This is a genomic window from Neorhizobium turbinariae (assembly GCF_023223505.1).
GTDB classification, from domain to species: Bacteria; Pseudomonadota; Alphaproteobacteria; order Rhizobiales; family Rhizobiaceae; genus Neorhizobium; species Neorhizobium turbinariae.
The window spans coordinates 144,130-156,418 of record NZ_JALPRY010000012.1 but is presented as its reverse complement, the minus strand read 5'-3'; the positions used below and the strand labels follow the sequence as shown (position 1 = coordinate 156,418).

The 12,289-nt window shown below is 62.8% G+C and carries 9 protein-coding genes; 6 read left to right on the top strand and 3 right to left on the bottom strand.

Features of this window, described 5'->3' with window-relative positions; all coding sequences use genetic code 11:
* The first annotated feature begins 15 nt into the window (after window positions 1-15).
* Window positions 16-1,146: a site-specific DNA-methyltransferase gene (locus tag M0654_RS11500; protein WP_118848901.1), complete on the top strand. Its 1,131-nt coding sequence runs from the start codon at window positions 16-18 to the stop codon at window positions 1,144-1,146.
* Between the two features lie 121 nt (window positions 1,147-1,267).
* Here the strand turns inward: M0654_RS11500 and M0654_RS11495 are convergent, their stop codons facing one another.
* On the bottom strand, window positions 1,268-1,582 hold the full coding sequence (locus M0654_RS11495) for a hypothetical protein (protein ID WP_248683212.1): 315 nt from the start codon (window positions 1,580-1,582) through the stop codon (window positions 1,268-1,270).
* Between the two features lie 216 nt (window positions 1,583-1,798).
* Between M0654_RS11495 and M0654_RS11490 the strand changes: the two genes are divergently transcribed.
* Complete coding sequence (locus M0654_RS11490; RefSeq protein WP_248683211.1) at window positions 1,799-2,569, top strand: S24 family peptidase; 771 nt, start codon at window positions 1,799-1,801, stop codon at window positions 2,567-2,569.
* A gap of 12 nt (window positions 2,570-2,581) precedes the next feature.
* On the opposite strand, the gene M0654_RS11485 is transcribed toward M0654_RS11490, so the two are convergent.
* Both M0654_RS11485 and mutY read right to left on the bottom strand, forming a co-directional pair.
* Window positions 2,582-3,199 carry an HAD family hydrolase gene (locus M0654_RS11485; RefSeq protein WP_248683210.1) on the bottom strand — a complete coding sequence of 206 codons (618 nt, stop codon included), beginning with the start codon at window positions 3,197-3,199 and terminating at the stop codon, window positions 2,582-2,584.
* Window positions 3,200-3,218: 19 nt separating this feature from the next.
* Complete coding sequence (mutY, locus tag M0654_RS11480; protein ID WP_390920073.1) at window positions 3,219-4,304, bottom strand: A/G-specific adenine glycosylase; 1,086 nt, start codon at window positions 4,302-4,304, stop codon at window positions 3,219-3,221.
* Between the two features lie 96 nt (window positions 4,305-4,400).
* On the opposite strand from mutY, the gene M0654_RS11475 reads away from it, so the two are divergent.
* The 4 genes from M0654_RS11475 to ppdK all read left to right on the top strand — a co-directional run bounded on the left by M0654_RS11475 (window position 4,401) and on the right by ppdK (window position 12,276).
* Window positions 4,401-4,916, top strand: coding sequence for a DUF721 domain-containing protein (locus tag M0654_RS11475; RefSeq protein ID WP_248683208.1), 516 nt, complete (start codon window positions 4,401-4,403; stop codon window positions 4,914-4,916).
* 137 nt (window positions 4,917-5,053) lie between these two features.
* Window positions 5,054-5,758 carry a DsbA family protein gene (locus tag M0654_RS11470; RefSeq protein WP_248683207.1) on the top strand — a complete coding sequence of 235 codons (705 nt, stop codon included), beginning with the start codon at window positions 5,054-5,056 and terminating at the stop codon, window positions 5,756-5,758.
* 39 nt (window positions 5,759-5,797) lie between these two features.
* Window positions 5,798-9,259, top strand: a complete 3,462-nt coding sequence (gene smc / locus M0654_RS11465; RefSeq protein WP_248683206.1) for a chromosome segregation protein SMC — start codon at window positions 5,798-5,800, stop codon at window positions 9,257-9,259.
* A gap of 332 nt (window positions 9,260-9,591) precedes the next feature.
* Entirely contained in the window at window positions 9,592-12,276 is a 2,685-nt protein-coding gene (ppdK, locus tag M0654_RS11460; protein ID WP_248683205.1) for a pyruvate, phosphate dikinase, read from the top strand.
* The last annotated feature ends 13 nt before the right edge of the window (window positions 12,277-12,289 follow it).

Sequence of the window (12,289 nt, the reverse complement as noted above, 5' to 3'; positions counted from 1 at the left end):
CGTAGCGAGTAACCAATGGCGGCAGTTCTTCCTCTGGCTGATCTGAAAAAGCAGGTTCGCCCGGCGACCTGGATCAACACCATTATCAAGGGCGACTGTGTTGCCGCCCTTGAAGCCCTTCCGGACCACTCCGTGGATGCGATCTTCGCGGACCCGCCATACAACCTCCAGCTCGGCGGAAGCCTGCACCGGCCGGACCAGTCACTGGTCGATGCCGTGGACGATGAGTGGGACCAGTTCGCTTCCTTTGATGCCTATGACGCCTTCACCCGCGCCTGGCTGCTTGCCTGCCGCCGCGTGTTGAAGCCGAATGGCACGATCTGGGTGATAGGCTCCTACCACAATATCTTCCGCGTCGGCGCGATCATGCAGGACCTGAACTTCTGGCTCCTCAACGACATCGTCTGGCGCAAGACCAACCCGATGCCGAACTTCAAGGGCCGTCGGTTCCAGAACGCTCATGAGACGATGATCTGGGCGAGCCGCGACGCGAAGTCGAAGGGTTATACCTTCAACTACGACGCCCTGAAGGCCGCCAATGACGACGTCCAGATGCGCTCCGACTGGCTGTTCCCGATCTGCTCGGGTGGCGAGCGCTTGAAGGGCAACGACGGCAAGAAGATCCACCCGACCCAGAAGCCCGAGGCGCTGCTGGCGCGCGTCATCATGTCCTGCACCAAGCCGGGCGACGTGGTTCTCGATCCCTTCTTCGGCTCCGGCACCACCGGTGCTGTTGCCAAGCGCCTTGGCCGCAACTTCGTCGGCATTGAGCGCGAACAGGATTACATCGATGCGGCTTCCGCCCGCATCGCTGCGGTCGAGCCGCTCGGCAAGGCCGAACTGGTCGTAATGACCGGCAAGAAGGCCGAGCCGCGGGTTGCCTTCAACGTGCTGGTGGAAAGCGGGCTCGTTAAGCCCGGCCAGGTCCTGACGGACGCCAAGCGTCGCTACAGCGCCATCGTGCGCGCCGACGGCACGCTTGCCGCGAACGGGGAGGCGGGATCGATCCATCGCCTCGGCGCCAAGGTGCAAGGTTTTGATGCCTGCAACGGCTGGACCTTCTGGCATTTCGACGACGGCAAGAGCCTGCGGCCGATCGATGATCTTCGCGCAGTGATCCGAAACGACATGGCGAAGATGGACTGATCCACCGGTTCTGCCAGGTCACGAATTCCTTGTCCGGTTTTGTACCTCTAGTCCCGGACGAGGAAATTGACGCCCGGGGGCTGACCCCGGGCGTCATTTTCCTTCGAGACTTGCATCGTCATCAGAAAAAGCGTGTCCGGCGAAGCCTCACGCGATCCGACAGCAGCGCACAACTGCTCGTCAAGTAGATGCCGCTGACCGCTTCCACCAGCGACATCGGACCGTCCGCCTCGAAACTCTCCTCGGTTTCATCAGCGGTTTCTGTCTGGATATAGCGGATGACCACCTTCACCGAGCGACCGTTGCGCGAGAGGCTGACGACCTTCCCCAGATCCTGTTCGATGGCAAACGAAAACACCCGCACGAAATCCGTCTCATCGATGCTCGTTTCACCGGACAGCGCGTTTTCGGGGTGCAGGAAAGTGCGTTCATCCATCGAGATTGCAGGCCGTAGCACGCCGCAATCGCGGCAAGGCGATTTCTGTTGACTCTTTATCGAGCTATCTGCGATCCGTCGTCTATTTCCGGTTGTGGCTCGTCCTGATGCTGCGGCTGCGCGAGTACGCTCGATATATGTAACTGGTGATTGCAATGGCAGAACTAGTCCAAAAACATTCACTTGTAAATGGCCTGCTAATTGGATGCGGGTGCCATGAAGCTTGAGGAGGACGTCGCCGAAGCGATCACCAAGAGGCTCGAAAAGTTCAGCCGGAAATGGCGCGAGCTTTCGGAGCAGCGCCGCGATATCGCCGCCAAGATGGTGATCCTCTGCGAAATGGCCGGTGGGCGGGACAAGGCTGCGGCCGCACTCGATGTATCCGACAATACCATCGACAACTATCGCCATGGCAGCCGCGAGCCGAAGCACAGGGTATTGGCGACGCTGCTGGAGCATGTCGACCTGCCGCTGTCGGCGCTGACGAGCCGGTGGATCTTCGAAGGCCAGGATCTGCGGTTCCTTGACGCGGACGGCACGATCTCCGACGAGCCCAGGCCAGCCGCGCGATATGACGACCCGCCGGTCGCCTATGTGCCGGGTTATGATGATGTGGCGCGTCCGCAAGGATTTGCCGAGCCGGACGAGCTCACCACCTCGGCGCTGTTTCCGTGGTACCGGAGCCAGCTCAGCCTGGAGCCGAAGCAGGTGCTGCCGGTGATCGCCCCGGATGCTGCGATGGAGCCCGCCATACCAAAAGGCTCGCCGGTCTTCGTGGATATCGGCGATCGCGAGCTCACCGATGGCGCAGTTTATGTCGTCGATCTGGAGGAAAACCGCTTCATCCGGCGCGTACGCCGGATGGACAATGGCAGCGTCGAGCTGTTGGCGGAGAAAGCCGAGGCCTATCCGCCGAAGCGGATCAAGAAGGCGGGCGTGGCCCGCCTTCAGGTTGTCGGCCGGGTGCGGTTCCCGGACGTTGGCTAGGCGGGATCCGTTTTATGGCAGCGCGATGCCGTATTCCGCCAGATCCTTGCGCAGCGTCGGTGCATCGATGAAATGCACCGCATGCCTGCCGGCAGCGCGCGCCCCTTCGACGTTCGGATAGCTGTCATCGATGAACAGCGTCGCCTGCGGCGTCAGGTTGAAGTCACGGGCATGTTTCTCGTAGATCGCCACATCCGGCTTGATCAGGAAGATCTCGCCGGAAACGGTCACGCCGCCCGGCTTGTTGAGGAACGGAAACATCTTGCGCGCTTCGACAAAGGTGTCTGCGGCAAAGTTGGTGAGCATCGTCACGTCGCGTCCCTGCGCGATCAGCGCTTCCATAATGGCGACGCTGTCTTCATAGGCATGCGAGACCATTTCGTGCCAATGCTTGCGGAAGGCGCGGATATGCTCTTCCCGGTCCGGATGACGCTCGATCAGCAGCGCTTCGGCTTCCGCCCAGCCGCGGCCGCGGTCCTGCTCCAGGTTCCAGTCATGGGTGCAGACATTCTCGAAGAACCACTTGCGCTCCGCCTCATCGGAAATGATGCGGCTATAGGGCAGGTTCGGATCGTAGTGGATCAGCACCCTGCCGATGTCGAAGACGATGTGGTCGATCTGTTGGGGCATGTCGGTCCTTGAGGCTCAATCAGGGTTTGGCTGGCGCAAATGCCAGTGGAACGGCTTGGCTGATCGCCTTTTTCATCACCGTCGGCAAGGCCTGTGCGTCGAGGCTGGTTACCGGCTCCCACCATCCGTCGGTACTTTCTACCCTCGATGTCCTTGCGCGGAAGACGCTGAGGCGCAGTTCGAAGTGGGTGAACACATGGACTACCGTGCCGCAAGGCTCCCAGGCGGCGGCGAATGGCGCGTGTTGGGTCGTGGTGCCGCCGTCAAGCCGCGATGTCCAGGCCGTGGTCGGCACCTCGGTCATGCCGCCAAGCAAGCCGCTGTTGACGCGCCGGCGCAACAGGACCTCGCCATCGGGCGTGACGGCCACGAAGGCCGCGCCCTGGCGCACCGGTTTTTCCTTCTTCGCCGCCTTCACGGGGAACCGTTCCGGATCATGTTCGGCAAAGGCAAGGCAGACATCACGGAAGGGGCAGAGGGCGCAGGTCGGCCGCTTCGGCGTGCAGATCGTGGCACCGAGATCCATCATCGCCTGGGCAAAATCACCCGGCCGATCCGGCGGCGTCAGTTCCACCACCTTGGCCTTCATCAACGGCTTGGAACCGGGCAACGGCGCGTCGATGGCGTAAAGGCGGGAGACGACGCGCTCGATATTGCCGTCCATCACCGCAGCCTGGCGTTTGAAGGCAATCGCCGCCACGGCCGCTGCCGTATAATCGCCAATCCCCGGAAGCGCCCGCAGCCCCGCTTCGGTGTCCGGAAATTTGCCGCCGTGCCCGGCCGCGACGGCTTCGGCGCATTTCTTCAGGTTGCGGGCGCGCGCATAATAACCAAGGCCAGCCCAGGCGGCCATGACATCTTCGACCGGTGCTGCGGCGAGATCGTTGACGGAGGGCCAGAGCGACAGGAACTTGTTGAAGTAGGGTTTGACCGCCTGCACCGTCGTTTGCTGCAGCATCACTTCCGACAGCCAGATATGGTATGGGTCAGCCGACTTGCCGGCCTTGGCAGAGGAGGGACTGACGCGCCACGGCAATTCCCGGTGGTGGCGGTCGTACCAGGCCAGGATCAGTTCGGCATGTGGTTTGGGAGAATTCTGCAGCATCATTTGCCGTTATAGGAGATCACCTATATCTGGAAGTGGAATGCGCCGGCATCAAGAACCGGCACGGCCGCAGGCTATGAGTATTTGGTGACGATCATGAACCACCCGAAAAAGCGGGAGATGCAGATCTCCGAAGTGGCGAACGGCATCGTTGATCCGGTGCTGGCGCGCCGCGCCGGCATTTCCACCTCGCTGCTCGGATCCTGGGACGAGATCGCCGGCGAAGACTTTGCTGATTGCACGCGCCCCGAAAAGATTACATGGCCCAGAGGTGGATTGAGCCGTGACGAAGGCATGAGCAGCAGCGGCGGCGGTTACCAGCCGGGCGTGCTGACGATTGCCTGCGAGGGCGCGCGCGCTCTCTTTCTAAGCCATGCGCAGGGCGAGCTGATCGCCCGCATCAACGGGTTCTTCGGCTTCCCGGCAGTGCGGCAGATACGCATCGTCCAGAAACCGGTGTCGCAGACCTTCAAGCATCCGCGCAAGCCGCCGCCGCTGAAGGGCGAGGCAGCACGGCGTCTGGAGGATATGATGGATGGCATCGAAAGCGAGGCACTGCGCAAGGCGGTGGAGCGGCTGGGTACTGCGGTTCTCCAGAAGAAGCGGCGCTGATTTCTGGCCGGCAGTCCTGCAACCTCGGATTTGTCACAATTCTTTGAAGGAAGTTGGCTTCCGGCAGCTTGTTCGCGCTCGGGCGCCGCGATACGGGATTGTCAGGTAATTTTATATCTCTTGCACACGGGTGTTCCATGCAGATGAACGATATGACGACGACCAGGCGCGCACTTCTCGGTGGAGTGGCTGCAATGACGCTGTGCCTCGCGCTGCCGCTGGGCGCCAGCCAGGCTTTCGCGCAGGAACTGCCGGAAGCCCAGGGTGATGTCGACATGGCGGCGGCGCTGAAGCCGGGTTCGTTGCCGGATATGACGCTCGGTGAAGAAAACGCGCCGATCCAGGTCATCGAATACATGTCCATGACGTGCCCGCATTGCGCGAACTTCCACAACAAGACGTTCGAAGCAATCAAGACCAAGTATATCGACACCGGCAAGGTGCGCTTCACGGTGCGCGAGTTCCCGTTCGATCCGGTTGCGACCGCAGCCTTCATGCTGGCCCGCTGCAACCCGCAGGACACCCAGCAGATGGCGGCACCGCAGCAGTACTTCGCCATGATCTCGATGCTGTTCAAGCAGCAGCGCGCATGGGCCGCCCCGGCTGACGGCAATGTCCGCAACGCCCTGCTTCAGGCGGTCAAGCTTGCAGGTTACTCACAGCAGAGTTTCGAAGCCTGCTTGACGAACCAGAAGCTTCTCGATGATGTGAACGCGGTAACAAAACGCGGGGCTGATGAATTCGGCGTCAATTCCACGCCGACCTTCCTGATCAACGGGAAGAAGTACACTGGAGATATTTCGGTTGAGTCCATGTCGAAGCTTTTCGACAGCCTGGCATAAGGACGTTTCTCCCCGAACGGGTGAAGCGAGGGGCGCGGCATGAAATTCAACAAGCTGCGCCTCGTCGGTTTCAAATCCTTTGTCGAGCCGACCGAGTTCATCATCGAGCGGGGGCTGACCGGCGTCGTTGGCCCCAATGGCTGCGGCAAGTCCAACCTTGTGGAAGCGCTCCGCTGGGTGATGGGCGAGAACTCCTACAAGAACATGCGTGCGTCCGGCATGGACGACGTTATCTTTTCGGGCTCGGGAAACCGTCCGGCCCGCAACACGGCCGAAGTCGGCCTTCACCTCGACAATTCCGATCGCACGGCGCCGGCCGCTTTCAATGATGCCGACGAGATCCAGGTTACGCGCCGCATCGAGCGTGAGAACGGTTCCGTCTACCGCATCAACGGCAAGGAAGCGCGCGCCAAGGATGTCCAGCTTCTGTTCGCAGACGCCTCCACCGGCGCCCGCTCGCCCTCCATGGTGGGGCAGGGACGTATCGGCGAGCTCATCCAGGCAAAGCCCCAGGCTCGTCGCCAGCTTCTGGAAGAAGCGGCCGGCATTTCCGGCCTGCATTCGCGTCGCCACGAAGCCGAATTGAGGCTGAGGGCGGCCGAAGGCAATCTCGAACGCCTCGACGACGTGCTCGCCCAACTGGAAAGCCAGATCGAGAGCCTGAAGCGCCAGGCGCGGCAGGCGAACCGCTTCAAGATGCTGTCGGCGGATATCCGCGCGCGTGAGGCGCTGCTTCTGCATATCCGCTGGGTGCAGGCCAAGGAGGCCGAGGGCGAGGCCGAGAGCGCGCTGAACCAGGCAACCATGGTCGTCGCCGAAAAGGCGCAGGCGCAGATGGAAGCCGCCAAGAATCAGGCGGTGGCTGGCCTGAAGCTGCCGGAACTGCGCGAAGAAGAAGCCAAGGCAGGCGCCACCCTGCAGCGCCTGCAGATCGCCCGGGGGCAGCTGGAGGAGGAAGCCAACCGCCTCCTGAAACGGCGCGACGAACTTTCCCGCCGCCTTGTCCAGCTCGGGGAGGATATTCGCCGCGAAGAGCAGCTCGCCGCTGAGAACACGACGTTCCTCAAGCGGCTGGACCAGGAAGAAGCGGAGCTTCAGGAGATCCTCGCCGACGCAGGTGCCGAAGCCGAAGAGTTGCAGGCTGCCTTCGACGCCGCGACCGAAAGCCTTGCCGCCAGCGAAAAGCTGTTCGCCGATCTCACCGCAGAACGCGCCGAAGCCGCTGCCGGGCGCAACCAGCTGGAGCGGCTGATCCGTGACCTCGGTGATCGCCGCGGCCGTCTGGAGCGGCAACTGGCGGACGCCGATGCCGAACTTGCCGCAATCGACGGTAAGCTTGCCGGGCTCGATGATCCGCACGAAAAGCGCGAGGCCGCAGAAGCGGCCGAGATTGCTGTCGAGGATGCAGCCATCGCCGTCGAGGATGCCGAAGCCGCACTAGCCTCGGCTCGGTCGCAGGAGCATGAGGCGCGCGCCCCTGTCGAAGCGGCGCGTTCAGCGTTGAATGCATTGGAAACGGAAGCGCGCACCATCGGTCGCATGCTGGCCGCCGGCGCGACGCCGGGCGAGTTTACCGCAGTCGCGGAGATGATCCGCGTCGATCGCGGGTTCGAGTCAGCCCTTGGCGCCGCCCTCGGAGACGATCTGGAAAGCCCGGTGGATAGAAGTGCCCCGACCTACTGGTCGCTGAATGGCTCGCCCGCCGATGATCCCGCCCTGCCGGAAGGGGTGGAGCCGCTCGCCGCGCATGTCACCGCTCCGCCGGAGCTTCTGCGCGCGCTTGGGCAGATCGGTATCATCGCGGATGCGGACGCTCCCAAGCTCATGCCGCTGCTCAAGCCCGGCCAGCGGCTGGTGACGCGCGAAGGCGCCGTGTATCGCTGGGATGGGCACGTGACCGGGTCGGAGGCGCCGGGTGCCGCCGCACTTCGCCTTTCGCAAAAGAATCGCTTGTCGGAGCTTGAAGCGGAGATCGACGAGGCACGCATCGCCCTTTCCGAAAGCGAAGCGGAAATGACGGCGGCCGCGGCCCGCACCGCAGCCCACGAGCGCCAGCTTGGGGAAGCCCGCGATCGCGCCCGGCTTGCCGCCCGCCAGCTAGCCGATGCCCGCGAGGCGCTGACGGCCGCGGAACGAGCTTCCGCCGACCTGATGCGCCGCCGCGATGTCGTCACTGAAGCCGTGCATCAGTTGAATGCGCAGATCGAAGATCTTGGCGTGCAGGAGGAGAATGCCCGCGTCGAGCTTGAAGACGCGCCAGATCTTTCTGACCTCGACAACCGACTTCGCGAACAGCAGATGGTGGTCGCGACCGATCGCGGTTACCTTGCCGAAGCCCGGGCCCGCTTCGAAGGCCTCAGCCGCGAAACCGAAGCACGTCGGCGGCGGTTGTCGGCGATCGCCCAGGAGCGGGCGTCCTGGACCGCGCGTGCGGCAAGTGCCGCAAGCCATATCGAAAGCCTGCGCGAGCGCGAGGAAGAAGCGCGCGACGAGATCGTCGAGCTTGAAGCCGCACCGGAAGAGTTCGACGAAAAGCGCCGGACACTGGTCAACGAGTTGCAGAAGGCCGAAGAGGTGCGCCGCGAGGCAGCCGACCGGCTGGTGGAAGCGGAAAAGCGCCAGCGAGAGGTGGATCGTGTCGCCGCGACCGCCTTGTCGGAACTGGCCGAAGCCCGCGAAAAGCGCGGCCGTGCTGAAGAACGCCTCGTGTCTGCGGCCGAAAAACGCCATGAAACGGAAGAGCGCATCCGCGAAGCGCTGGGTGTTCCGCCGCATGAGGTTCTGCGCGTCGCGGGGCATAAGCCCGATGCCGCCATGCCGGATATCCGCGACATCGAGCGTGAGCTCGACCGGTTGCGCATGGAGCGCGAGCGGCTGGGCGCGGTCAACCTTCGCGCCGAAGAAGAGCAGAAGGAGCTTTCCGACAAGCTCGAGATCCTGTTGCGCGAGCGCGCCGACGTGATCGACGCGATCCGCAAGCTGCGCGGCGCGATCCAGAGCCTGAACCGCGAAGGCCGCGAACGGCTGATCGCCGCCTTTGATGTCGTCAACACGCAGTTCCAGCGCCTCTTCACCCACCTGTTTAACGGTGGCACGGCCGAGCTTCAGCTGATCGAATCAGACGACCCGCTCGAAGCAGGTCTCGAAATCCTCGCGCGCCCGCCCGGCAAGAAGCCGCAGACCATGACGCTGCTTTCCGGCGGTGAGCAGGCGCTGACGGCGATGGCGCTCATTTTCGCGGTCTTCCTCACCAATCCGGCACCCATCTGCGTGCTGGACGAGGTGGACGCACCGCTCGATGACCACAATGTCGAGCGTTACTGCAACCTGATGGACGAGATGGCTGCTTCCACGGAAACGCGGTTCATCATCATCACCCACAACCCGATCACCATGGCCCGCATGAACCGCCTGTTCGGCGTGACGATGGCGGAGCAGGGCGTGTCGCAACTGGTCTCGGTTGATCTTCAGACGGCAGAACTGATGCGTGAAGCGAGCTAGAACGAACCATCTCGGTAGTTACATACGTCGAATCACCCATTTGGGGGATGCAAAAAACACGCTAAAGGTGTTTTGTTGTGAACATTCGATGACGAGTGGAGGGCGGGCCCTCCAGCCGCTCCAGAAATTCCTACCCCCCGTTCGGGTTTCCTGTCCCGAGCGGAAAGCTTTGCGGGGCCGCCTGTGATCCGGCCCCGCAAAGCTTTATTTTCCACCACACTCCTGCGCATCCATTCTTGTTGCGGCGCAACATAATCCTGCCGCCATCCGTTCCCAAACCGCCTCAAACGCGCTAACAAGTTGAAACTGACTGCGTTTGGGTGGAGAGCAGCATGTCGAAATGGGTCTATCGCTTCGGTGGAGGCGAGGCGGAAGGCAGGGCGACAGACAGCGTCCGCCTTGGCGGCAAGGGTGCCAACTTGGCAGAGATGGCGGCACTTGGCCTGCCGGTGCCTCCGGGGCTGACCATCGTCACCGATGCCTGCACCCACTATTTCGAGAATGGGCGCCAGCTTCCCGATGGCCTGCAATCGCAGGTGCTCGACGGCATTGCCGCCATGGAAGAACTGACCGGCCGTGTCTTCGGCGGGAAATCCAAGCCGCTGCTGCTTTCCGTTCGCTCCGGTGGACGCGCTTCCATGCCGGGCATGATGGATACCGTCCTCAACCTGGGCCTCAATGACGATACGGTGCAGGCGCTCGGCCATGACGCCGGCGACGCACGTTTTGCCTGGGATAGCTACCGCCGCTTCATCCAGATGTATGGCGATGTGGTCATGGGCCTCGACCATGAGGTCTTCGAGGAAATCCTGGAAGACGAGAAGGCAAGGCTTGGCCACGAATACGACACCGATCTGTCCGCCGTGGAATGGCAGCATGTCGTGACGCTCTACAAGCAGGTGATCGAGGAGGAACTGGAAGAGGTTTTTCCGCAGGACCCGCATGTCCAGTTGTGGGGCGCAATCTCTGCCGTCTTCTCGAGTTGGATGAACCCGCGCGCCAAGACCTACCGCACCCTCCACCGCATTCCGGAAGAATGGGGGACGGCGGTCAATGTCCAGGCCATGGTCTTTGGCAATCTCGGCTCCACCTCGGCCACCGGCGTTGCCTTCACCCGCAACCCGTCCACCGGTGAGAAGGCGCTTTACGGCGAGTTCCTGGTGAATGCCCAGGGCGAGGATGTCGTCGCCGGCATCCGCACCCCGCAATCCATCACGGAGGAGGGGCGGCTTGCCTCCGGCTCCGAGAAGCCGTCGATGGAAAAGCTGATGCCGGAGGCTTTCGCAGAGTTCAAGGCGATCTGCGAACGGCTGGAAAAGCACTACTGCGACATGCAGGACATGGAGTTCACCATCGAGCGCGGCAAGCTGTGGATGCTGCAGACGCGCTGCGGCAAGCGCACGACGCGCGCTGCGTTGAAGATCGCGGTCGACATGGTGGAAGAGGGGCTGATTACGGAAGAGGAGGCGGTGAGCCGCATTGAGCCGCCATCGCTCGACCAGCTTCTACACCCGACCATTGATCCCCAGGTTGAACGCCAGGTTCTGGGCTCCGGCCTCCCCGCATCGCCGGGCGCGGCAACCGGCGAGATCGTCTTCACCTCGGAAGAGGCAGTGGCCGCCGAAGCGGAAGGCCGCAAGGTCATTCTGGTACGCATTGAAACGAGCCCGGAAGACATTCACGGGATGCATGCCGCGGAAGCAATCCTCACCACCCGCGGCGGCATGACCAGCCACGCGGCTGTGGTGGCGCGCGGCATGGGCATCCCCTGCGTAGTTGGTGCGGGCTCGATGCGCGTTGACGCCCGCAACGAGGTCCTGATCGGCTCCGGCGGCGTGTCGCTGCGCCGCGGTGAAGTCATTACGGTTGATGGATCCTCCGGCCACGTGCTGAAGGGTGCCGTGCCGATGATGCAGCCGGAGCTCTCGGGCGATTTCGGCAAGCTGATGCAGTGGGCTGACCGCAACCGCCGCATGACGGTGCGCACCAACGCAGACACCCCGCAGGATGCCCGCGCCGCGCGCTCTTTCGGGGCAGAAGGCATCGGCCTTTGCCGCACCGAACACATGTTCTTCGAAGGCGAGCGCATCCATGTCATGCGCGAGATGATCCTGGCCGAGGACGAGCAGGGCAGGCGCGAGGCGCTGGCAAAGCTCCTGCCCATGCAGCGCTCCGACTTCACCGAGCTCTTCTCCATCATGCACGGCCTGCCGGTGACGATCCGCCTTCTTGATCCGCCGCTGCATGAATTCCTGCCAAAAACCGAAACCGAAATCGCCGATGTGGCAAAAGCCATGGGCATGCCGCCGGCATTCCTCGCCCGCCGCATCGATGCGATCCACGAATTCAACCCGATGCTCGGGCATCGCGGGTGCCGGCTGGCGATCTCTTATCCGGAGATCGCCGAGATGCAGGCCCGCGCCATCTTCGAGGCAGCAGTCGCCGCCGCGAAGGAAACCGGCGAGCCGGTCGAGCTTGAAATTCTGGTGCCGCTCGTCAGCCTGCGCACCGAGCTCGATTACGTGAAGGGCGTAATTGACCAGGTTGCAGCGGATGTGGCCGCCGAAACTGGAACCTCCATCAACTATCTCGCCGGCACGATGATCGAACTGCCGCGGGCCGCCATTCGTGCCCATGTCATTGCCGAAACTGCGGATTTCTTCTCGTTCGGCACCAACGACCTCACCCAGACCACCTTTGGCATGTCACGCGATGATGCCGCCGCCTTCATTCCCACGTACCAGCGCAAGGGGATTATCGAGCATGATCCCTTCATCTCGCTCGATTTCGATGGCGTCGGAGAACTGATCCAGATCGCCGCGGAACGAGGTCGGTGCACCCGCAACGACCTGAAGCTCGGCATCTGCGGCGAGCATGGCGGCGATCCCGCCTCGATATGGTTCTGCGAGGATGCCGGGCTTGACTACGTGTCCTGCTCGCCGTTCCGCGTGCCGATCGCCCGGCTGGCGGCAGCACAGGCGGCAATCGCCAAGCGCCGATCACCCCAGGCCTCCTGAGCGAGGTTCCTGG

Coding starts and splice junctions, on each gene's coding strand:
- mutY (WP_390920073.1), bottom strand. CDS start 4,304: ATGCTGCAGAATTCTCCCAAACCACATGCCGAACTGATCCTGGCCTGG.
- M0654_RS11470 (WP_248683207.1), top strand. CDS start 5,054: ATGCAGATGAACGATATGACGACGACCAGGCGCGCACTTCTCGGTGGA.
- M0654_RS11485 (WP_248683210.1), bottom strand. CDS start 3,199: ATGCCCCAACAGATCGACCACATCGTCTTCGACATCGGCAGGGTGCTG.
- smc (WP_248683206.1), top strand. CDS start 5,798: ATGAAATTCAACAAGCTGCGCCTCGTCGGTTTCAAATCCTTTGTCGAG.
- M0654_RS11500 (WP_118848901.1), top strand. CDS start 16: ATGGCGGCAGTTCTTCCTCTGGCTGATCTGAAAAAGCAGGTTCGCCCG.
- M0654_RS11475 (WP_248683208.1), top strand. CDS start 4,401: ATGAACCACCCGAAAAAGCGGGAGATGCAGATCTCCGAAGTGGCGAAC.
- ppdK (WP_248683205.1), top strand. CDS start 9,592: ATGTCGAAATGGGTCTATCGCTTCGGTGGAGGCGAGGCGGAAGGCAGG.
- M0654_RS11495 (WP_248683212.1), bottom strand. CDS start 1,582: ATGGATGAACGCACTTTCCTGCACCCCGAAAACGCGCTGTCCGGTGAA.
- M0654_RS11490 (WP_248683211.1), top strand. CDS start 1,799: ATGAAGCTTGAGGAGGACGTCGCCGAAGCGATCACCAAGAGGCTCGAA.